Origin of the sequence: Paenibacillus sp. DMB20 (assembly GCF_000987955.1) — a bacterium.
In the GTDB taxonomy this organism is placed as follows: domain Bacteria; phylum Bacillota; class Bacilli; order Paenibacillales; family Paenibacillaceae; genus Paenibacillus_AQ.
Window position 1 is genome coordinate 221,278 of record NZ_LAZU01000032.1, and the last position, 21,353, is coordinate 242,630.

15 protein-coding genes and 7 pseudogenes are annotated in these 21,353 nt (G+C 51.9%); 3 read left to right on the top strand and 19 right to left on the bottom strand.

Annotated features, from left to right (window positions below):
- Positions 1–118: 118 nt before the first annotated feature.
- The 5 genes and pseudogenes from XI25_RS16815 to XI25_RS34865 form a co-directional block, all read right to left on the bottom strand.
- The gene (locus tag XI25_RS16815) at positions 119–1,036 is read right to left on the bottom strand and encodes a methyl-accepting chemotaxis protein (protein WP_160308927.1); all 918 of its coding nucleotides are present in this window, start codon (positions 1,034–1,036) and stop codon (positions 119–121) included.
- A 394-nt stretch (positions 1,037–1,430) separates the two neighbouring features.
- A pseudogene (locus tag XI25_RS16820) lies at positions 1,431–2,145 on the bottom strand (response regulator transcription factor).
- Positions 2,146–2,238: 93 nt separating this feature from the next.
- Positions 2,239–4,026 (bottom strand): two-component system histidine kinase PnpS, encoded by a 1,788-nt coding sequence (gene pnpS, locus XI25_RS16825; protein ID WP_046678829.1) that lies wholly within the window; start codon positions 4,024–4,026, stop codon positions 2,239–2,241.
- 273 nt (positions 4,027–4,299) lie between these two features.
- On the bottom strand, positions 4,300–5,061 hold the full coding sequence (locus tag XI25_RS34860; protein WP_327204804.1) for a fumarate hydratase C-terminal domain-containing protein: 762 nt from the start codon (positions 5,059–5,061) through the stop codon (positions 4,300–4,302).
- Positions 5,053–5,836: pseudogene (locus tag XI25_RS34865) on the bottom strand (fumarate hydratase); the annotation flags it as partial. The pseudogene XI25_RS34865 and the gene XI25_RS34860, both read right to left, overlap by 9 nt.
- Before the next feature lie 208 nt (positions 5,837–6,044).
- On the opposite strand from XI25_RS34865, the gene XI25_RS16835 reads away from it, so the two are divergent.
- Positions 6,045–6,413 (top strand): hypothetical protein, encoded by a 369-nt coding sequence (locus XI25_RS16835; RefSeq protein ID WP_046678827.1) that lies wholly within the window; start codon positions 6,045–6,047, stop codon positions 6,411–6,413.
- An 80-nt stretch (positions 6,414–6,493) separates the two neighbouring features.
- On the opposite strand, the gene XI25_RS16840 is transcribed toward XI25_RS16835, so the two are convergent.
- From XI25_RS16840 to XI25_RS16880, 9 genes and pseudogenes are all read right to left on the bottom strand, one after another.
- Complete coding sequence (locus XI25_RS16840; protein WP_046678826.1) at positions 6,494–7,360, bottom strand: SDR family oxidoreductase; 867 nt, start codon at positions 7,358–7,360, stop codon at positions 6,494–6,496.
- A gap of 264 nt (positions 7,361–7,624) precedes the next feature.
- A complete protein-coding gene (locus tag XI25_RS16845) occupies positions 7,625–8,050 on the bottom strand; it encodes a hypothetical protein (protein WP_046678825.1) in 426 nt (141 codons plus the stop codon).
- Positions 8,051–8,213: 163 nt separating this feature from the next.
- Positions 8,214–9,090, bottom strand: a pseudogene (mdh, locus tag XI25_RS16850) (malate dehydrogenase).
- Positions 9,091–9,171: 81 nt separating this feature from the next.
- Positions 9,172–10,464: an NADP-dependent isocitrate dehydrogenase gene (gene icd, locus XI25_RS16855; RefSeq protein WP_046678823.1), complete on the bottom strand. Its 1,293-nt coding sequence runs from the start codon at positions 10,462–10,464 to the stop codon at positions 9,172–9,174.
- Between the two features lie 138 nt (positions 10,465–10,602).
- Positions 10,603–11,715, bottom strand: coding sequence for a citrate synthase (gene citZ / locus XI25_RS16860; RefSeq protein ID WP_046678822.1), 1,113 nt, complete (start codon positions 11,713–11,715; stop codon positions 10,603–10,605).
- 460 nt (positions 11,716–12,175) lie between these two features.
- The gene (gene pstB, locus XI25_RS16865; protein ID WP_046678821.1) at positions 12,176–12,931 is read right to left on the bottom strand and encodes a phosphate ABC transporter ATP-binding protein PstB; all 756 of its coding nucleotides are present in this window, start codon (positions 12,929–12,931) and stop codon (positions 12,176–12,178) included.
- Between the two features lie 15 nt (positions 12,932–12,946).
- Positions 12,947–13,845 (bottom strand): annotated as a pseudogene (pstA, locus tag XI25_RS16870) (phosphate ABC transporter permease PstA).
- Positions 13,842–14,759, bottom strand: a pseudogene (gene pstC, locus XI25_RS16875) (phosphate ABC transporter permease subunit PstC). The pseudogenes pstA and pstC overlap by 4 nt, the downstream one beginning before the upstream one ends.
- 94 nt (positions 14,760–14,853) lie before the next feature.
- Positions 14,854–15,799: pseudogene (locus XI25_RS16880) on the bottom strand (phosphate ABC transporter substrate-binding protein PstS family protein).
- A gap of 212 nt (positions 15,800–16,011) precedes the next feature.
- Here XI25_RS16880 and XI25_RS16885 point away from each other — a divergent pair.
- Together XI25_RS16885 and XI25_RS16890 are read left to right on the top strand one after the other, a co-directional pair.
- Entirely contained in the window at positions 16,012–16,545 is a 534-nt protein-coding gene (locus tag XI25_RS16885) for a LysR family transcriptional regulator (protein WP_052759648.1), read from the top strand.
- The gene (locus XI25_RS16890; RefSeq protein WP_046679525.1) at positions 16,538–16,906 is read left to right on the top strand and encodes a LysR substrate-binding domain-containing protein; all 369 of its coding nucleotides are present in this window, start codon (positions 16,538–16,540) and stop codon (positions 16,904–16,906) included. The genes XI25_RS16885 and XI25_RS16890 overlap by 8 nt, the downstream gene beginning before the upstream one ends.
- Here the strand turns inward: XI25_RS16890 and XI25_RS16895 are convergent.
- The 5 genes and pseudogenes from XI25_RS16895 to accD all read right to left on the bottom strand — a co-directional run bounded on the left by XI25_RS16895 (position 16,885) and on the right by accD (position 21,306).
- Complete coding sequence (locus tag XI25_RS16895; RefSeq protein ID WP_235439939.1) at positions 16,885–17,256, bottom strand: FxsA family protein; 372 nt, start codon at positions 17,254–17,256, stop codon at positions 16,885–16,887. The genes XI25_RS16890 and XI25_RS16895 overlap by 22 nt on opposite strands.
- A 38-nt stretch (positions 17,257–17,294) precedes the next feature.
- The gene (locus XI25_RS16900; protein ID WP_046678817.1) at positions 17,295–17,804 is read right to left on the bottom strand and encodes an acyl-CoA thioesterase; all 510 of its coding nucleotides are present in this window, start codon (positions 17,802–17,804) and stop codon (positions 17,295–17,297) included.
- Between the two features lie 92 nt (positions 17,805–17,896).
- Positions 17,897–19,324, bottom strand: coding sequence for a pyruvate kinase (gene pyk / locus XI25_RS16905; protein ID WP_046678816.1), 1,428 nt, complete (start codon positions 19,322–19,324; stop codon positions 17,897–17,899).
- Between the two features lie 104 nt (positions 19,325–19,428).
- Entirely contained in the window at positions 19,429–20,412 is a 984-nt protein-coding gene (locus XI25_RS16910; protein ID WP_046678815.1) for an acetyl-CoA carboxylase carboxyltransferase subunit alpha, read from the bottom strand.
- A pseudogene (gene accD, locus XI25_RS16915) lies at positions 20,412–21,306 on the bottom strand (acetyl-CoA carboxylase, carboxyltransferase subunit beta). The gene XI25_RS16910 and the pseudogene accD overlap by 1 nt, the downstream one beginning before the upstream one ends.
- Positions 21,307–21,353: the final 47 nt, after the last annotated feature.

The window sequence follows — 21,353 nt, forward strand, 5'->3', positions numbered from 1 at the left end:
CAGCTATCACCAGATATCCATTATATTAATCTTTTGTAATATTCATTCGCTGGAATTGTAAACACAATGTAAAATCGAAAGAGGCTTGAACATGTAGTAGTTTAGTAGGAGCGTCGAGTTATTCGGAACCATGGATGGCGGACAGTTCGAGCCGGATCTGCTTAAGACGTGACGTTGTTTCACCCGTCAAGGCATGCACTTGGCCTCCGGCCTGCGATACGTCCCGGGCGGCCTCCTCCATCTCCAAGAAGTTGTGCCTCCCGTCTGCGATAAACTTACCGCACCCGCGGATTTCCAGCAGGCTGGTTTCCGTAACCTGCGAGGTGTCCATCACAATCCGCTGGATATGCTGAAGGAGTCCGGAAATGCTCGATGACAAGGTTCTGGTTTGTTTGGCCAAGGACTGCACTTCCGCAGCCACAACCTGAAAGCCCTTGCCATGTTCGCCCGCATGGGCAGCCTCGATGGACGCGTTCAAGGCGAGCAAGCTGCTTTGGTTCGCAATTTCCGTGATCTGGCTTGTAATTTCCGATATCCCTTTCGTATTGTTCAGGAGATCCGAAACAAATTCGGCCCGCTTTTCCATGTCTTGAACCAGGTTCAAATACGAGGTGTTGACCCGGTCAAGCTTTACTCTGCCGGAGCCGGCCCATTCCTTTATCTGCTCGCACTTTGCCTTGGTCAACTCCGCCGCTTCGGCCACTTTGGTTAACGACATTTCAATATTGCGGGTATGGCGTGTGGTGTCTTTCAGCATTTCTTCCCGTCTGCGCTCGGCCCGCTCCTGAAGTTCGGCGGACAGCCGAAGCAGGTCGCGCACGGTTAGAGCGCCCAAGAGTTCCCCCTGCTCCTCAACCAAAACACAATCATAAAACCGGGATTCCGGGCGTTCCAGCGCCTTTTGGAGAATTTGCGAAAGCGGCTCTGACCTGCCGACGATCATGGGCTCCTTGTCGGCAATTTCGGCAGCAGGGCGGTGATCGTAGATTTCCCTTGAGAACCTGCCGCTCATCAGCCGGTAAAACGTATCCCGCATGATGATTCCCCCCCGGCTTTTCCGAATCCCGGCATAATACAATGCAAGGGACATCCCTTTTCGATATAAACAAGTCCATCACTTCCCGGCAGGTTTTGGACCTTCCGATGATGGGTACCTTTCTCCAGGAAGCCAGCGTGGTATCCGCAGCCCCCTCATATTCCACGGTTTTCGAGCCGGTTCTTTTATCGATGTCCGTAACCTTGTCCACCCCTGATTGCGTCTTAAGCTGAAGCAGCGTCATGCAGCTCCACTCCCCTTTTTAGGTTCTTAAGACCCATATTAGACGAGGAATGTAAAGCCTGTGTTTGTTTAATATAAACCAAGTGTAAACGCATCGTATTTTCTAATTCTTTATTCCTAAACAAGCCTGAGACCGTAAGTCGAAAGTCGTTTATTTGGGATTAACAACGAGCTTATAACCGACTCCCCGGATCGAATCGATAAATACCGAATCGGGATCGAGTTCAAGCTTCTTTCGCAAAGAGCTGACGTGCACATCCACCGTCCGCTGGCCTCCGATATAATCAAATCCCCAGACAACATTCATCAGATCGTCCCGGGACAATACGACACCCGGTTTTCTGGCGAGGTACAAAAGCACTTCAAACTCCTTGGGTCTAAGGTTGATGTTTTGACCGCCAAGCTTGACCTCATATTTATCGGGGTATATCTCCAATTGTCCGAGAATGATGACGTTCCCCTTATCGACCGATACGCCGGCGGCTTCTTCCGAATGCCCGGATACCCTCCGCATGACGGCCGAGACGCGGGCAAGGAGCTCGGATACGCCGAACGGCTTCGTTATATAGTCATCCGCCCCCATTTTCAAGCCCTGAACGACTTCTTCTTCGGCATTTTTTGGCCGTCAAAATAATGATCGGCGTTTTGATCCCCTGCTGACGCAGCTTCTCCAATATATCAAACCCGTTCATGCCCGGAAGCATGACATCCAGCAGAATCAGATCAAAGGTTTCTTTCGAGGCGCGTTCGTACCCCGAAGTTCCATGCTCCTCTACGGTTACGTTAAATCCTTCCTGGGTCAAATTGTAAGACAATAGCCGAGAAAGTGTCGGTTCGTCTTCAATGACAAGCAAACGTTGTGCCATCTTACCCCCGCCTTAAAACCGATTATTTTTGGTTCGCTTTTTGATTAAATTATATCAAGGGAATGTTATCCCAATGTTAACGCCCTTGCTGCTTCAATCATTTTCCTGAAGCAGCGGCATTTCGATAATAAAGGAACTCCCCATCCCCAGCTCGCTTTCAACCTTGATGGAGCCGTGGTGCAGTTCCACGAGATGTTTGACGATCGATAACCCGAGCCCCGTTCCGCCGGAACTTCTGGAGCGCGCCTTGTCCACCCGGTAGAACCTTTCGAAAATACGCGGAAGATCTTTTTTGGGGATACCGATCCCGGAATCCCTGACAATAAAGCGAATGGCATCCCCATGGCCTTCCTTATGGATATCGCCGGCCGTTAACAGCACCTTTCCCCCCTCCTGGGTGTAATTAATGGCGTTGGAGAGCAGATTGGTAAATATTTGCCTTAATTTGTCTTCGTCCCCTTCCATGAAGAGCTCCTCGGGGACCTGCATATCCAGGGAAATTCTTTTCTTGGCGGCCTCCGGCTCCATGAATTTCCACAGCGACTCGAAAAACGAAGCCAGATGCACCGGCGAATATTCCATGGCGCTCCGCTTGGACTCGATCTTGGAAAGCTCGAGAATGTCCCGGATCAGCCGGTTCAACCGCTCGGATTCATCGTAAATAATCTGAAGGAACGACTTCGAAGTTTTCTCGTCGCTCACGCCGCCTAACAAGGTCTCGGCAAAGCCCTTTACCGCCGCAAGCGGCGTTTTCAGCTCATGCGAAACGTTGGCGACAAATTCGCTGCGCATCCGCTCAAGTCTGCGGATATCCGTGACGTCCTGCAGGTGGAACAGCATGCCGCGGTAGGAGCCGTCATCCTGGGACATGGTCACTCCATCGAGACGGATAATCGATTCGACCGGAAAGTACAAACTCCGTTCCTCGCGAAAATTCGTGCGGTGCTCAAGCCCTTCCTCCATCAGCTTGGTCAGCTCGTAATGCTGCCTCAGCTCGCGGTAAGATTTTCCCGTCACCTGTGCCGCTTTAACGCCAAGCATCTGTTCTGCTGCCCGGTTCACAAGCACAATCTGGCCGTCATGACTGAGCATGATAATCCCCCCGGTCATATTGTTCAATACGCTTTGCAGCATGTCCTCATTGTCCCGGATCGTTTTCAGCTGCGTTTGCAGGCTGTCCGCCATCCCGTTGATGGCTTGGGCCAGCTGTCCGATTTCATCCCTCCGGTGAATCTGTACGCGGGCGTCGTAATCGAGCCGGGTAATCTGGCGGGCTACCCTCGTTATTTTTTCCAATGGCGAAGTGAGGCCTGCGGCGATCCGGTAACTAACCAGTGCAGCCACCATAAAAAGAATGATCAAACCGCCACCCATCACCATCCACCCTTGGCGGACGCCCTCATCCACCTGATTAAGACTCATGGATAAGCGGATGTATCCGTCAAAAGCTCCCTGCTTTACGGGCCGTGCCACATAGATCATATCCTGTCCTAAAGTGCTGCTGTAACGGATCGTCCGGCCGGTTCCTTCCTTTTCCGCTTGAATCATCTCTTCCCGATGGGCGTGATTGTCCATTTTTCCGGGATCGCTCTCGGAATCCCCGATCACGGTACCGTCTTTTGCAATAAACGTAACCCTGGCATCCGCCAAGGCTTCGAGCTGCAGGGACTTGTCCGTATAATATTCGGCGGCCTCCTTGCCTGTAAGAGGCGGGAACTCCAACGTCGCCTGGATCAGGTTGATCTCCCTGACCATATTCTCTTCCTGCAGCTTGATGTGGGATTCTTTGAACACATTGGCCATGGCAAAGCCGGCACCCAGCATCGACAGGCCGATCAGCGTCATCATGATTAGGGTCAAGCGGTTACGAAACGGTCTCATCCATCTCTCCCTTTACCGGTAAAATAGTCGTAAAATCAGCTGGCTTTATATATCTCTCATTTGTTTCCCATGATAAACCTCAAATTCTTTGACCGCAACCACTTCCGGGCAAGAAGAAAACGGCTTCGCCGTCCTTTTGAAAAAAGGGGCGTTTCTCGGAGAAATGGAATCCAACGTTCCTATATGAAAAAAGCATCCCCGGACCGGGAGCGGCCAAGGAATGCTTGTATGAATACTTCATATATATGGACAGATTACGCAAAAACGGGCTCTTTAAAACATCTCCAGCTTGGCCGCGGAATTCTTGCTTACATCCGCATGAAGGCTGTTGCCGTGGGAGTCCATCGTCACGATGGCAGCGAAGCCGTCCACATCCAGATGCCACATGGCTTCCGGAATGCCGAATTCCATAAAATCGACGCCGTTTACCTTCTTGATGCATTCGGCATAATACTGTGCGGCTCCTCCGATGGCATTCAAATATACGGCACCGTGCTCCTGCAGAGCCTGCAAGGTTTTCGGTCCCATGCCGCCCTTGCCGATGACCGCGCGGATGCCGAACTTTTTCAAAATATCGCCCTGATACGGCTCCTCCCGGATGCTTGTTGTAGGTCCGGCCGCCTTGACATGCCAGCCCTCGTCATCTTTCAGCATGACGGGTCCGCAGTGGTAAATGACCGTACCGTTCAGATCGATCGGGGCATCATGGTCCATCAAATATTTATGCAGCGCATCGCGGCCGGTGTGCATTTCCCCGCGGATGACCACAACGTCTCCGACACGGAGGCTGCGGATCTGTTCTTCGCTGATCGGCGTTTGGAGCACGATTTCCCGGCCGGAAGCCGGCTTGCCGTCATCGCTCGATGCGATGGCCGTCTCGGCCTGGGATTCCGCATTCATGGATATGCCCTTGCCGCTCTCGTAAAGCCATTCCCGAATATCGCCTGTAGCCGCATCGATCAATGCCCCTTGCCGGCGGAATGCCCAGCAGTTATAAGCGACCGATACGAAAAAGCTTGCCGGAAGCCGGTTCATGGCACCGATTTTGCACCCGAGCAGTGTTACCTCGCCGCCAAAACCCATCGTGCCGATGCCCAGCTTGTTCGCATTTTCCAAAATGTAATCTTCGAGTTTCTGCAGTTCCGGATTGGGGTTCACGTCGTCGATATGACGGAACAGCTGTTGCTTGGCCAACTCATAACCGGTTGTCCGGTCCCCGCCGATGCCGACGCCGATAAAACCTGCGCTGCAGCCTTGTCCCTGCGCCTGGTATACGGCATGCAGGATGCATTTGCGGATACCGTCCAGGTCGCGTCCGGCTTTGCCCAGTCCCTCCAATTCTGCAGGAAGGCTGTACTGGATATTCTTGTTCTCGCAGCCGCCGCCTTTCAAAATGAGACGGATATCGATCGTATCCTGTTCCCACTGCTCAAAATGGATCACCGGCGTTCCGGGTCCGAGATTGTCCCCGCTGTTTTTGCCGGTCAGGGAATCCACGGAGTTCGGACGCAGCTTGCCGTCACGCGTTGCCCGTACGACAGCGTTGCGAATATCCTTTTTCATCTCCATGTGGTTCGCGCCGACGGGGGGTATGTACAACAAAAGTCGGCATGCCCGTATCCTGGCAGATCGGAGACACCTCATGTTCCGCCATCTCGATATTTTGTGCGATCGTCGACAAGGCAAGGCCTGCACGGGTAGCGGCATCCTCTGCTGCACGCCCGCGGTTAACCGCTCTGCGGACATCCCCCGGAAGGTTCGTGGAGGTCTCGACGATCAGCCGGTATACGCTTTCCTCAAAATGCTTCATATCCGTTTACTTTCCCCTCTCTCTAATGACCAGGCAGCTGATGACAGCATTCCGGATACACATTTTTCATCCATTCTATTATATCAAAAAGGCGTGAAAGGGTTTACTTTAAATTTTTGTTTCTTTGAAACCAACGGATTACCCCCGCCTCCCAACCAAGCAAATACTCCAAAACCGCATAACTTGATAGCGAGGAGGTGAGAAATATATGAACAAAGCAACCATCTCGCAAGTCTTTCCAAGACTTCGTCTGTTTACGGAGGAGAATTTCAGAGGCCAACGTTTTGTCCTGCGCGGCAATTTGGGAATCCGCAATTTAGAGAACCGGTTTGACGATATCGAGAGCCTGCGCTTCTTCTCCCCTAACCCGAACGCAACGCTCGTGCTGTTCACCCGTCCGAATTTCAGGGGACAATTCAGAGTATTCCGCGGCAATACAAACATTGCTGACTTGGACGACATTATCAGAGGAGAAGATCCGGAGTCTCTAGTCATGGCCAATTTCCGGCTTACCCTTGCGCAAATCCGCCAAATTCGCAGAACCGGCATTCTGCCTAACGGATTCAGAAGATTGTAATTCAGCGGAAAAGTCACAAAAAGCCCCTTTCTTCCGTTAAAGCGGAAGAAAGGGGCTTTTGAAAATTTACGACCCGACCTTTAACCGTTAATGACTTCGCCGCCGTTAATGTGGATCATCTGGCCGCTTACATATGAGGAATCGGAGCATGCCAGATACACATAAGCCGGCGCCAATTCTTCCGGTTGTCCCGGACGCTTCATCGGCTGCGTTGCACCGAATTGGGCGACTTGATCTTCGGGGAAGGTGGACGGGATCAATGGGGTCCAGATCGGTCCCGGTGCTACCCCGTTAACGCGAATCCCCTTCTCCACGACATTCATGGCCAATGACCGGGTAAAGGACACGATCGCCCCTTTGGTCGAGGAGTAATCCAGCAGCTGAGGGCTTCCGCGGTAAGCCGTAATCGAAGCCGTGTTGATGATCGCGCTGCCTTTGCCGAGATGCGGCATAGCTGCCTGCGTCATAAAGAACATGCCCAAAATATTGGTGCGGAACGTCCGCTCCAATTGTTCTTTTGAGATATCCTCTATGCTCTTCTGCGGATGCTGTTCGGCCGCGTTGTTGACGAGGATGTCCAATTTACCCAGCTGATTGACCGTTTGCTTTACCGCATCCCGGCAAAACGCGTCGTCCCCGACATCCCCCGGAATCAAGATACACTTGCGTCCCTCCTGCTCAACCTGACGCTTGGTCTCTTCCGCGTCCTTATGCTCATTCAGGTAAACGATGGCTACGTCAGCGCCTTCTTTGGCGTACGTCACGGCCACCGCACGTCCGATCCCGCTGTCCCCTCCGGTAATAAGCGCCGCTTTGCCCTGAAGCTTCCCGGCAGCTTTATATTCATAGGATTCAAACTCCGGAGCCGGATGCATTTCCGTTTCGCTCCCCGGGCGATGATCTTGATGCTGGGGCGGCAATGTTTGCTTTTGTCCGTCTTGCGGCATATGGCATTTCTCCTTTCATGTCATTCGGGTTACAATTCTCATAGGTTAATCTTCCCTTGGTAGGATGTCTCAGTCCAGGCAGGATTACTCACGGCCTCTACGATATGTTAATTACCACGAACAGGGACAACTCAAACGAAAGTTTAACCCTTGGTGAAACCTATTCCCCGCCGATCATTCCGCAAGCGGTTAGCAGCAGGACTTGCCGGGATCCGGGCAAAAAAAGACCGCTTCCGGCAGGGAAGCGGTCTTATCCATACGAAATTATTTGTACAAAGGGAAGACCATGAAGTAAATCATCACGAGCAAGAGAAGAGCGAGCAGCAGGCTGAATGTACGCAGCTTCGCCGTTTCGGCTTTAACTTCACGTTTCTCGCGGATACCGGCCAACGCGTTTTTCAACGGCTTGCTCATAATGCCGCCGATCGCAAACATAGCCAGCAAAAGAACGGTAACGATAATCATCCAAGCTACGGAATAATTCCCCTTGGACATCATGTAACCGCCTGTCAAAAGCTGAAGTACCAGACCGTATTGTGCAAAGCGATTAGCCACATGAATCGTGCTCACGGCGCCTTCCTGGGCACCGAGGGATAGTTTCTGAGTACCGCCTACAATAAACGGAAGGATCAGATAAAAGCCGAGTGCTGCGGTTCCGATGATATGCAGCAAAAAAGAAACACTTTCCATTCAACGACGCCTCCAAATTTCATTAGTGTGATATTTGTTACATTTTGCCTTACTGAACCATATTATACTGAAGTAATGGACGAAAGAAAAGCAATCCCTTTCCTAAATCATGGATCGGGATTGCTTTGTCATTCAATCGTCAAATATAGGGGCCGGACGTATTTTACAGCTTCACCACGGAAGTGACGTTGCGTACGGATTCCGCCGATTTGTCAAGCGCTGCCTTCTCGTCCGAAGTCAGCTCCAGCTCGAATACTTTCTCGATGCCGTCGCCGCCCAGAATGGCAGGAACGCCCATGAACAGATTGTTGTAGCCGTATTCGCCTTCCAGAAGAGCGATAACCGGAAGAATCCGTTTCTTGTCCTTCAAAATCGCTTCCGTCATTTGGACAAGCGATGCAGCCGGCGCATAGTATGCGCTGCCGTTGCCGAGCAGGTTGACGATCTCGCCCCCGCCGACGCGGGTACGCTGCACGATCTCTTCGATCCGCTCTGCAGGAATCAGCGTTTCGATCGGAATGCCGCCAACGCTGGAGTAGCGAACGAGAGGAACCATATCGTCGCCGTGGCCGCCGAGCACGAAGCCGCGTACGTCTTCCACGGATACGTTCAGCTCTTGGGCGATGAATGTGCAGTAACGCGCTGTATCCAAGACGCCGGACTGGCCGATGACACGGTTTTTAGGGAAGCCGAGCGTGTTGTACGCCACGTAAGTCATGGCATCCACCGGGTTGCTCAGAATGATGACGGTAGAGTTCGGCGCGTATTTCTTCACGTTTTCGCATACCGATTTTACGATGCCGGCATTCGTATTAACGAGGTCATCGCGGCTCATACCCGGTTTGCGTGCAACGCCTGCCGTAATGATGACAATGTCGGAGTCCGCAGCGTCTTCATAATTGGCCGTGCCGATAATTTTGCTGTCAAAGCCCTGCACGGGGCTGGCTTCCAACATATCGAGCGCTTTACCCTTCGTCGGGTTTTCAAGCTGAGGAATGTCGAGCAGTACGACATCCCCCAGTTCTTTTTTGTCCGAGCATAAGTGCCGTAGTTGCACCGGTAAAGCCCGCGCCGACCACGGTAATTTTTTTTACGAGTAATAGCCACGATGATTCCCCCCCTTACATGTTTTTAATAATTTCGTTCGCGAACTCGGAGCATTTCACTTCGGTCGCATCTTCCATCAGACGGGCAAAGTCATAGGTTACGGTTTTATTGTTGATGGATGTTTCCATGCCTTTATAAATGAGGTCGGCCGCTTCCTGCCAACCCAGGTGCTCAAGAAGCATAACGCCGGACAGAATGACGGAACCAGGGTTCACGACGTCTTTGTCGGCATACTTTGGAGCCGTGCCGTGGGTCGCTTCAAAAATCGCATGCCCTGTCACGTAGTTGATGTTGGCGCCCGGAGCAATTCCGATACCGCCGACTTGTGCTGCAAGGGCGTCGGACAGGTAGTCGCCGTTCAGGTTCAGCGTGGCGATCACGTCAAAATCGGTTGGGCGGGTCAGTACTTGTTGCAGGGCGATGTCGGCAATCGCGTCCTTCACGATGATTTTGCCGGCTTCTTCCGCTGCCTTTTGAGCCGCATTCGCTGCATCTACGCCGTCCTTTTCCTTGATGATGTCGTACTGGGCCCATGTGAACACCTTGTCGCCGAACTCCTGCTCAGCCACTTCGTACCCCCAATTTTTGAATGCCCCTTCCGTAAACTTCATGATGTTGCCTTTATGAACAAGCGTAACGCTCTTGCGTCCGTGCTTGATGGCATACTCTACGGCTGCGCGCACAAGACGCTTCGAGCCTTCGGAGGATACGGGCTTCACGCCGATGCCGGATGTTTCCGGGAAGCGGATTTTGTTTACTCCCATTTCTTCTTGGAGGAATTTGATAACCTTCTTCACTTCCTCGGAACCTTCCTTGTACTCGATGCCTGCATAAATGTCTTCCGTGTTTTCGCGGAAAATGACCATGTCGACCAATTCAGGGCGTTTAACCGGGGAAGGCACGCCGTTAAAGTAACGAACCGGACGCAGGCAGGTGTAGAGATCGAGTTCTTGGCGCAGCGCCACGTTCAGGGAACGGATTCCGCCGCCGATCGGCGTTGTCAGAGGACCCTTGATGGCAACGATGTATTCGCGGATCGCTTCAAGGGTATCATTCGGAAGCCATTCGCCGTATGTATTGAAAGCTTTCTCGCCGGCGAACACCTCATACCAGGCAATTTTCTTGGAGCCGCCGTATGCTTTTTCTACCGCTGCATCAAGCACGCGCTTGGAAGCTCTCCAGATATCGCGGCCTGTTCCGTCACCCTCGATGAAAGGAATGATCGGGTTCGCCGGCACCTGCAGCTTGCCGTTATCAATCGTAATCTTCTCACCTTCGGTTGGTAGTGCGAATTTCTCAAGTTTCATAGTATGAATTCCTCCTTTGAAATGGTGGTTGTCTCTATCCTCCGCTTAAAAAGCGGGAAAGGGCACAAAGAATGCCGCTTTTACCGGTGATCCGGAAAAAGCGTTTCCTCTGCCCTATTGTACCGTAATTGCGGCAAATTAGCGAAGCTCAACAGGCACGTACTTCTGATTGGTTAAACCCGTGTATTCCGCACGCGGGCGGATGATGCGGTTGCCGTCGTACTGCTCCAAAATATGCGCCGTCCAACCGGATACGCGGCTGATCGCGAAAATCGGAGTGAACAGTTCGTGTTCGATTCCAAGCTGGGTATATACGGAAGCCGAATAGAAGTCGACGTTCGGCTTCAGTCCTTTTTGGGAGGTTACGATTTTTTCAATCAGAACCGAGATATCATACAGGGTCGTATCACCCTTTATTTCACCGAGCTCGCGGGACATTTTCTGCAGATGCTTTGCACGGGGATCGCCGTTTTTGTATACGCGGTGACCGAAGCCCATGATTTTTTCGCGGTTATTGAGTTTTTCCTGAATGTAGGCTTCCGCCTTGTCGATGGTGCCCACTTCATTCAGCATTTTCATGACCGCCTCGTTGGCTCCTCCATGCAAAGGTCCTTTCAGCGCGCCGATCGCGGATGTAACGCCCGAGTAAATATCGGACAGCGTGGCCACGGTTACGCGGGATGCGAATGTGGATGCATTCAGCTCGTGATCGGCATGAAGCACGAGAGCCTGGTCCAGAGCTTTAATCGAGGTTTCATCCGGCTGCTCGCCCCTAAGCATGTACAGGAAGTTTTCCGCGATGGAAACGCCGGCCTTCGGAGCGACCGGCTCCTTGCCTTGACGGACGCGGGAAATGGCTGCAACGATGGTAGGGAGCTGCGCCTGCAGTTTAACCGCTTTCTTTTCATTGGCTTCCTGACTCATGTCATCGGCGGATTCGTCATACAGAGCAAGTGCGGATACGGCCGAGCGGAGAGCTGCCATCGTATTCGCGTTTTGAGGATACAGCTTGATCTGTTCTATCAGTTTATCCGGAATGGCCGCATAAGCGCTCAGATCCTGCTGAAGAGACTTTAATTCCTGGGCATCGGGAAGTTTGCCGTACCATAGCAAATAGGCCACTTCTTCAAAACTGGCATGCTCTGCGAGATCATCAATATCATAGCCCCGATACGTAAGAACGCCGTCAACGATCGAACTGATCGAGGATGTTGTAGCTACAATGCCTTCCAAACCCTTGGTAGCTGTCATGCATCATCTCTCCTTTGATATTTGGGATACCCCCGGTGTTGGACTGTGCTGTGAAAACCGTTTCATGATACCGGATGAAAAGAGAACCCTGATAAGGTCATAAATAATCAATATAATAAAACTCTCTCTTATCATAAAGTATTTTGTCGGATATGTGAACATTGACTCAACCAATCCTTACATCAAATTGTTTTATCGACACAATAAACGATTTTTTAAAAAAACCTCTCGGCCCGAAAGACGCGCGTGCACCGCGCGTTTTGAGCCACGGACTTGTTCGGCGGAGAGCGTTTTCATCCGTTCACAAAATGTTCATAAATGCGGACCGAGGTTTATAAACGCCCCCGTTAACTGAAATCTTGTCCTTTCTTAATATAATTAAAATTAAAGCAGGCCGCCCAAAAGTGAATCTTGAGTGACCTGCTTTCAGTTTCGGACGACGTCGGAGTTTTGCCGGAAATTATCCAAACCGTCCTGAAATATAATCCTGCGTCAGCTTGTTCTCAGGGTTTGTGAAAATAAGCTCGGTCTTGCCGTGCTCAACCACTTTGCCCAAATAGAAGTAGGCGGTAAAATCGGATACCCTGGCGGCCTGCTGCATATTGTGGGTAACGATAACGATCCGAAGCTCTTCCTTCAGCTGCGTGATCAGCTCTTCGATTTTGCCCGTAGAGACCGGGTCCAGAGCGGAAGCCGGCTCATCCAGCAGCAGGATCTGCGGATTTACGGACAGCGCGCGGGCGATGCAAAGACGCTGCTGCTGGCCTCCCGACAAGGATAAGGCCGAATCGTTCAGGCGGTCCTTTACTTCATCCCATAATGCAGCTTTGCGCAGACTGTTCTCCACGATTTCATCCAATTGCTTTTTCTTTTTGATCCCGCGATACCTCGGTCCAAAAGCGATATTGTTGTAAATCGACTTAAAAAACGGATTCGGCTTTTGCCATACCATGCCGATCTGCTGGCGCAGCTTGATCACATCGGTATGCGGATCGTTCAGATCGTTGCCGTTCATCCATATATGCCCGGTTGTCCGCGATAGCGAAATCGCGTCGTTCATCCGGTTCAAAGACCTGAGAAAGGTCGATTTGCCGCAGCCGGAGGGGCCGATCAGTGCAGTGACACTTTGGGCCGGAAAATCAAGGCTGATATTCTTGACCGCTTCAAATTCCCCGTAAAACACACTTAAATTTTCGGTTCCAAACGCTTGAGCCATCTTGGTCCTCCCCCTCTAATCTATCCGTTTGGCTGCAGTAAAGCGCCGGTATGCCAATCTTCCAATCCATCTCGCCGTAAGGTTAAATCCTAAAATGAGAATAACCAGGACCGCGGAAGCTCCTGCCGCGATTTCCGGAGCGTCCGGCGCGATTCCTTCGCTGTTCACCTTCCAGATATGAACCGCAAGGGTTTCGGCAGGCCGAAGCGGATTAATCGGCGATCTTGGACTAAGCGGATTCCAATCCGTGAAATCAAGCGGAGGACTGCTCATTCCCGCCGTAAACATAAGGGCCGCCGCTTCGCCGAAGATCCGCCCCGAGGCCAGGATCGTCCCTGTAATCAGGCTCGGCAGCGCAACGGGAAGGAGAATCGATGTGATGATTTTCCACTTGGACAGCCCCAGTGCGAAGCCGGCTTCCTTTTGCTCTTTCGGCACGGCCCTGAATGCCTGCTCGGTCGTGCGGACCATCAGCGGCAGATTGAATATAGCCAAGGCCATGGCGCCCGACAGCAGGGAAAATCCAAGGTTGAACGTGTTAACCAGAACCAATAGCCCGAACAAGCCGATAACGATCGAAGGAAAAGATGATAATACCTCGACAACCAGACGCACGATATTGGTGATTCGTCCGGGCTTGGCGTATTCGGCCATGTAGATGCCTCCGCCCCATCCGAGCGGGACGGTAATGATCAAGGTAAGGACAAGAAGAAACACGGAGTTAAACAACTGGGGTCCGATTCCCCCTCCGCCTTTTATAAGCTGAGGCACGCCCGTCAGGAAATTCCAGTCGATATGGCGCAGCCCCTCACCATAATGTAACCAAGCAGGCCGATCAGTATGGCGACAATCAGCAGCGCGAAAATAACGATAACAATCGTAGCGATTTTGTCAGCTGTTTTTGCTCTTTTCAAATTCGGTTTCTCCTTTCAAGCAGCCTCACGAGCAGTACAAATACAAAGGTCATCAGCAGCAGTACAAGCGCCATGCTCCACAAAGCGTTATTGTGAACCGATCCCATCGCCGTATTCCCCATGCTTAACGTGATGGCACTGGTCAGCGTGGATGCGGACTCGATAAGGGAATTCGGGATATGCGGCGCGTTGCCGATAACCATCTGTACAGCCAAGCTTCGCCGAAAGCGCGTGCCATGCCCAGGACCACTCCTGTCAGCAATGCGGGTAAAACCGTTGGAATGACGACGCGGTAAATGGTTTGCCAGCGGGTGGCCCCTAGCGCATAGGAGGACTCCCTCAGGCCGCCCGGAAGAGAGGCCAGCGCATCCGCCATGATGCTCGTAATGGTAGGCAGAATCATGACCGCGAGGACAAGGCAGCCCGCCAAAATACCGAAACCTTGCCCGCCAAATACCGATCGCACCAGCGGAACGATGACGCTGAGGCCGATGAAGCCATACACGACCGAAGGAATCCCCGATAACAGCTCGACGGCAGGCTGCAGGATCCGTTTCCCCCGTCCAGGCAATATTTCCGTCATGAACAAGGCCGCGCACAGGCTTAACGGTCCCGCAATTAAAGCAGCCAGCAGCGTAACGGCAAACGAACCCGTGATAAACGGAAGCGCCCCGAATTCCTCATCCGGGCTCCATGTTTTACCCAAGAAAAAATCCTTCAGACTAACCCCGTTTTCAAAAAAACGTGGCGAGCCCCTTCGACGACACAAAAAATACGATCGAAACGATGACCACAAGAAGCAGCACGACGCATACCGAGGTGTAGATGCGCCCGATCCAATCTTCCCAAAAATGCTTTTCTCCCAGCTTGCTGCTCTGCGCGTCATTTTGCTTGAGCGTTGTGTTTTTCCCCATCTGTCCCATTGCTTACCTTCCTTCTAACCGGAAAATAGAGGCGGAGTATCCGCCTCTTCTTCCATTTTGATGTCACCTGGCATGAGTTCAGGATTTATTGAGTAATATTGCCTTCCGCGTCGCGTTTTACTTTCATGCCGGATACCGGAATATATCCAAGCTCGACAACATCTTTTTGTTGAACTTCATCGGACAGCATGTAGTCAAGGAATGCTTTTACCGTCTCGTTAGGCTCGCCTTTGGTGTACATGTGCTGGTAAGCCCATACCGGATATTTACCGTCCTGCACGTTTTCCACCTTTGCTTCCACACCGTTATACTTGAGCGTCTTTACGCTGTCGTCCAGGTAGGACAATGCCAGATAGCCGATAGCTCCAGGTGTTTCGCTGACCAGTTTTTTTAACCGTGCCGCTGGAATCCTCTTGGATGGAGCCCGGAAGGTCAGCCAACTTGGACTGGCCAAGCGCGAATTTTTCGAAAGTGGCACGCGTGCCGGAGCTTGCGGGACGGTTTACGATGACGATCTTCTGATCTTCGCCGCCAAGCTCTTTCCAGTTCGTAACTTTGCCTGTGAAGATGTCTACCAATTGCTCTTTGGTCAGGTCATCTACCGTAACCTTAGGGTTCACGACTCCGGCCATGGCAACGACGGCCACCTGATGATCAACAACGCTTTTCGCTTTGTCGGCGTCCAGCTTTTCTTCAGCAAATACGTCGGAGTTTCCGATATCGGATTGTCCTTCCGATACCTGCGTCAAGCCGGTACCGCTGCCTCCGCCTTGAACCTGTACGGTAACGCCCTTATATTTTTCGTCTGCCATGAACTTCTGTCCCACTTGTTCTACCAATGGCTGCATGGCCGTGGAGCCTACCGCAAGGATGGAACCGCTCAACCCGGTTTCTTCTTTAGCCGTTCCGGATCCTCCGGCTGCTTGATTCGCATTGCCCCCTGTGCCTGTAGTTTCGCTTTTCGATCCGCATGCGGCAAGAGTAAATACGAGTGCGAAAAGCGTCAGAATAAACGGCAGTTTCTTCATCATTTGTTTTAGTCCTCCCTTTATTAAGTGACGGTTTGTTTTTTTGTTTAACCATCAGCACTATTTCATCTTAAGACTCAAGTGTTATGCGGAAATTCGGATTATGTAAAAAGAACGTAAAATATCGATATAAAAATTATAATATTTTTAAGATTTATTCTATAATAGGTTTAACTTAGAGAAACGAAAGTCCGAAAGCCGGGAGGAAGAGTTCAATGAACATCATCAAATTAAAGATTTTGACGCTCATCGACAAGCTGCACAAGGTGACGGAAGTGTCCTCCGTTTTACGCATGAAGCAGCCGACGGTGACTTTTCACATGAGAAGCTTGGAGCAGGAAATGGATATGCCCCTTTTTGCCTCGCATAAAGGAAGGGTGGTACTGACCGAGGGCGGAAAGGCCATTCTGCCGTATGCTCAGCAGATGGTCGCATTGGAGGATGAAATTCGTAAGACTGCCGCCGATTGGGCAGCCAGACATGATGAAAAAATCCGGGTAGGTGCGGATCATTACTCGGAGGCCTATATCCTCCCTGAAATCCTTATATCTTATTCCAACCTGAATCCGGAAGCGGTCTTCGAAGTGTCGGTTCATGCCGGGGAAATGCTTGAGGAACTGCTCGTCAAAGGAGATATTGAACTGGCCGTTTATCAGGAAGGGAACCCGTGGAAGGGGCCTTATATAAAAAAAAACGGTCCTAAAGGACCGGTTTTTGCTTGCCCATGGAGCTTTCCACCCCATGAATAAGCTCAAGGAGGCAAGTCCGGAGGAGCTTAACAAGCATCGATTCGTATATAGCCGCACCTGCCCGCTCCAGCTTGAGCAGATGAAGTTGTGGTCTGAACAGCATGACTTGCCGCTTTCGAACACGCTCGGGTTAAATTCTCTCGAAGCGGTGATGACCGCGGTCCGGACCGGACAGGCCGTCGCTTTTCTTCCGGAAAGCTGCGTCATCCGACATGAACAAGGTATTTTCACGGCACCGATTCCCGGTTGGAAGCAATCCCCGTGTACAATCCGGACCGCATGCCATTCCGAGAGACCCCGCTCTGAGGGCAGCCAAGATTTTTGGCATTATATCACGGCTTACTCCGGCTTTAACGCTTGAAGATCGTGATTTTGCCGTTTTTTTATATTTTTCTTCATCCATTTCAGCAGCAGGAAGCGATAGATGGGACGGGTCAGGGGAAACAGCATCGTAAACCCGACGATGTCGGTAAGAAAGCCGGGAACGATGAGAAGAACCCCTCCGCCAAAAATGCACAATCCGTCGACCATGGATGTACCGGGAACCATGTTCGAATTCGTCCGAAGCTTGGCATCCTCCATCGCTTTGCGGCCTTCGAACCTCATCATCACCACGCCGATGGCCGAAGTAAGCAGGGTAAGAAGCAGCGTGTTCATGCCGCCGATCCGATCCGCTACAAGTGAAAATCCGAATATTTCAATGGCTGGCAAAAAAAATGACGGCCGCCAGCAACCACTTCCACATAAATCTACTCCTCTCCCCCCAAAAGGGAACTCTTTAATGCATCATACAGCTTTGGAACGGATTTATCCAGTCGGGCGGGCTTCCACTCCCGGTTGACCCATACATGGTTGGTCTTCCCTCTTACCAGCAAATCCCCCGGCAGTTCCTGATCCCTGCCATAAAGGGACAGGTTCAGGGAGTCCCGCTCTCCTTCGGATAGCCTGCGGACCTCATACTCATAATGAATGCGCAGAGCCGAAAAAACGGTCATTCGGGTAAATACGTTGACAAGGTCGTCGTAATGCGCAGGGCTAAGGTATTTCATCTCCAGATCGACGACGGGAAGAAGCACGCCTTCCTCTTCCATTCCCCTGTAGGTAAATCCTAACTCGCGGATCATTTCGGTCCTGCCCATTTCGAACCAGTTCAAGTAGTTGGCGTGATAGACGACGCCCATCTGGTCGCTCTCCTGATAGCGTACCCGAAAGGACGTGGTGAACCACCGGCTCGGCTGATTTACGGATGTTCTTGACATCATGCTTCCCCCCGACATTTATAGAAAAAGCAATGGTCGATGGCTCGTCCATTGCTTTTTCATTCATTTATGGTTTCCTGTACAAAAGGTTCTTATTTCTGTGACGGAATTTGAGTGACTTTCACCAGGTTGGTGGAACCGGATTTGCCGAGCGGCACTCCGGCCGTGATCACGACGAGGTCGCCTTCCTTCACGATGCCGGACTTTTGTCCGCCTTGCAGCGCGTATTCGAACATTTCGTCCGTGGAGGTAGCCTGTTCTCCTTTAACCGGAGTTACCCCCCAGGTCAGAGCCAAACGTCTCAATGTTCTGTCCTGCGTCGTAACGGCGATGATCGGCGCCTTCGGACGGTATTTGGATACCATGCGCGCCGTATGGCCGGACTCGGTAGAGGAAATGATCGCTTTTGCGTTCAGATCCAGCGCAGAGATCGTAACCGATTGGCTGATCGCTTCGGTAACGCTGGTTTCCTGGGCAATGCGCTGCTTCAGGAACAGATCGCGGTAATTCAGGGCGGATTCCGCTTTTTCCGCAATCCGGGACATCGTCAGCACGGATTCAACCGGATACTTGCCGGCTGCCGTTTCGCCGGACAGCATGATGGCGTCGGTGCCGTCGAAAATCGCGTTCGCCACGTCGCTTGCTTCGGCGCGGGTTGGACGCGGGTTGCGCTGCATGGAATCCAGCATTTGAGTAGCCGTAATAACCGGCTTGCCCGCGATGTTGCATTTTTCAATCATGCGCTTTTGCACGAGAGGTACTTCTTCGGCAGGAATTTCGACCCCCAGGTCGCCGCGGGCTACCATCAGGCCGTCGGAAACCTCAAGGATTTCATCCAGGTTGTCCACGCCTTGCTGGTTCTCGATTTTCGAGATGATTTGAATATGTTCAGCATTGTGTTTTTTCAGCAATTCACGAATTTCCAGCACGTCGCTGGCTTTGCGAACGAAGGAAGCTGCGATAAAATCGATGCCCTGCTCGATTCCGAAAACGATATCGTTGGCGTCTTTTTCCGTAATGCCCGGAAGGGAAATGGCTACTCCCGGCACGTTTACGCCTTTCTTGCTCTTGATGGTTCCGCCGTTAACGACGCGGCATTTAATTTCGGTGCCCTGAACTTCCACAACCGTCAGACCGATCAAACCGTCATCGATCAAAATGGTGGATCCCGCTTGAACGTCGCTCGGCAATTCTTTGTAGGTCACGGAGATACGGTTCTTGTCGCCAAGGATTTCCTCGGTCGTGAGCGTGACGAATTCATCCTGAACAAGCTCGATCGGCTCCACTTCCAATTTGCCGGTACGGATTTCCGGTCCTTTCGTATCCAAAAGGATCGCAACGGTTTTGTTCAATTCCTCGCACGCCTGGCGAATCGCTTTGATCCGGTTGCCGTGCTCTTCGAAATCACCGTGGGAGAAGTTCAGACGGGCCACGTTCATGCCGGCCATAATCAGCTTCTTGGTGTTTTCCAACGATTCACTGGAAGGACCGATAGTACATACAATTTTAGTTTTACGCATTTGGGTTTCCTCCGTTTTTCAAGGGTCTCTATATCTGTTTTTCCAACAACTAAATTTACTACAAAACTTCTCATTTGTATAGGAACTTTGTCACATAAAAGCATTTAAGCGAGCGGTTCGGCCTGTTCCGCCGGCGCAAAATCAAAGCTGCCGATCTTGCGGAATTTCCGGTAACGGTCCTCTTTCAGCTCACAGGCATCCATGACCGAAAGTTCTTTCAGATGACGAACAAGGGCTTCCTTGATTGCTTCGGCGGTCTCTTCGTACCCCCGGTGGGCTCCGCCTTGCGGCTCCGGAATAATCTCCTCGATCACTTCCATCTCCAGCAGATCCTGAGCGGTTATTTTCATCGCTTCCGCAGCCTGTTCGGCCTTGGACGCATCCTTCCACAGGATGGAGGCCGCCCCGTTCGGTGAAATAACGGAATAAATCGCATGCTCCAGCATCAGCACACGGTTCCCTACGGCCATCGCAAGAGCACCGCCGCTGCCTCCTTCGCCGATGACCACACAAACTACGGGCACGCCGAGCGCGGACATCTCCCGCAGGTTGCGGGCGATCGCCTCGGATTGGCCTCTCTCTTCAGCTGTATTACCCGGATAAGCGCCTTTTGTATCAACAAACGTAATGATCGGGCGCTTGAATTTCTCTGCCTGCTGCATAAGCCGCAGAGCTTTGCGGAAGCCTTCGGGATGCGCGCTGCCAAAGAAGCGGGCAATATTATCCTTCGTATCCTTGCCCCGCTGCTGGCCGACTACCGTAACCGGTACCCCGTTCAGCTTCGCCAATCCGCCGACGACCGCGAGATCATCCCCATAGAGCCGGTCGCCGTGGAGCTCGATAAAATCGGTGAACACCAGCTGAATTAAATCGAGCGAGGTGGGACGCTGCTGGTGGCGGGCAAGGTGCATCTTCTGAGCCGGGGAAATCGAGGAATAGATTTCTTGTTCCAATCGGCTATAGCGTTCTTCCAAACGGGCGATTTCATCCGTGAAATCGATCCCTTTTTCCTGCCCGAATTGCTTCAGTTCATCGATTTTCTTGCGCATTTCGGCAAGAGGCATTTCAAATGGCAATTCGCCTGGCATTAAAATCCCCCTCTCACGGCGTGCATTTCGATCAGCTTGCCGAGCATTTCCCGCAAATCCTTCCGGTGAACGACCAGATCCAGCTGGCCGTGCGCCAGATTGAATTCGGCGGTCTGGAAATCGTCCGGAAGCTTCTGCCGGATGGTCTGCTCGATCACGATCCGTCCCGCAAACCCGAATACCGCCCCGGGTTCCGCAATATTAATGTCTCCCAGCGTGGCAAAACTCGCGGAAACGCCGCCCGTAGTAGGATCCGTAATGACCGAAATGTAAAGTCCGCCCTTCTCGTTGAACCTGGCAAGCGCGGCGCTGGTCTTGGCCATCTGCATCAGGCTGAGGATGCTTTCCTGCATCCGTGCCCCGCCCGAGGTCGAGAATATAATCAGGGGGAGTCCATGTTCCGTTGCATGCTCAATAGCGCGCGTGATTTTCTCACCCACGACCGATCCCATGCTGCCTGTAAAAAAATCAAAGCTCATTACGGCCACCACGACAGGTTGTCCGTCAATAAAGCCCTTTCCCGTAATGACGGCATCGCGAAGCCCCGACTTCATCTTCTGCTGCTCCAGCTTGACGGCATAACCCGGGAACTGCAGCGGATCCACCGAAACCATGTCGGCATCGAATTCCTCAAAGCCTGTCTCATCCAGCGTAATGCCGATGCGCTCCAATGCGTTCAAACGCATATGGTGGCCGCACTCCTGGCAAACCTTCAGATTTTTCTCCAGCTCTTTGCTGTACTGAATGGTTCCGCATTTGCTGCACTTATTCATCAGCCCCTCCGGAATTTCGCGTTTCGGACGTTCGCCTTCTTCAGGCTGTCCCGCCCGTTCCAATCGTTCCGAAGGAATGGTTGCATATTTTCTTTTTTTTCTGAAACAGATCTTTAAACACAACTACACCTCTCCAGCCGTAAATTTGAATGGCCGCAAACTTAGCAA

Coding starts and splice junctions, on each gene's coding strand:
- XI25_RS16815 (WP_160308927.1), bottom strand. CDS start 1,036: ATGCGGGATACGTTTTACCGGCTGATGAGCGGCAGGTTCTCAAGGGAA.
- pnpS (WP_046678829.1), bottom strand. CDS start 4,026: ATGAGACCGTTTCGTAACCGCTTGACCCTAATCATGATGACGCTGATC.
- XI25_RS34860 (WP_327204804.1), bottom strand. CDS start 5,061: ATGAACCGGCTTCCGGCAAGCTTTTTCGTATCGGTCGCTTATAACTGC.
- XI25_RS16835 (WP_046678827.1), top strand. CDS start 6,045: ATGAACAAAGCAACCATCTCGCAAGTCTTTCCAAGACTTCGTCTGTTT.
- XI25_RS16840 (WP_046678826.1), bottom strand. CDS start 7,360: ATGCCGCAAGACGGACAAAAGCAAACATTGCCGCCCCAGCATCAAGAT.
- XI25_RS16845 (WP_046678825.1), bottom strand. CDS start 8,050: ATGGAAAGTGTTTCTTTTTTGCTGCATATCATCGGAACCGCAGCACTC.
- icd (WP_046678823.1), bottom strand. CDS start 10,464: ATGAAACTTGAGAAATTCGCACTACCAACCGAAGGTGAGAAGATTACG.
- citZ (WP_046678822.1), bottom strand. CDS start 11,715: ATGACAGCTACCAAGGGTTTGGAAGGCATTGTAGCTACAACATCCTCG.
- pstB (WP_046678821.1), bottom strand. CDS start 12,931: ATGGCTCAAGCGTTTGGAACCGAAAATTTAAGTGTGTTTTACGGGGAA.
- XI25_RS16885 (WP_052759648.1), top strand. CDS start 16,012: ATGAACATCATCAAATTAAAGATTTTGACGCTCATCGACAAGCTGCAC.
- XI25_RS16890 (WP_046679525.1), top strand. CDS start 16,538: ATGAATAAGCTCAAGGAGGCAAGTCCGGAGGAGCTTAACAAGCATCGA.
- XI25_RS16900 (WP_046678817.1), bottom strand. CDS start 17,804: ATGTCAAGAACATCCGTAAATCAGCCGAGCCGGTGGTTCACCACGTCC.
- pyk (WP_046678816.1), bottom strand. CDS start 19,324: ATGCGTAAAACTAAAATTGTATGTACTATCGGTCCTTCCAGTGAATCG.
- XI25_RS16910 (WP_046678815.1), bottom strand. CDS start 20,412: ATGCCAGGCGAATTGCCATTTGAAATGCCTCTTGCCGAAATGCGCAAG.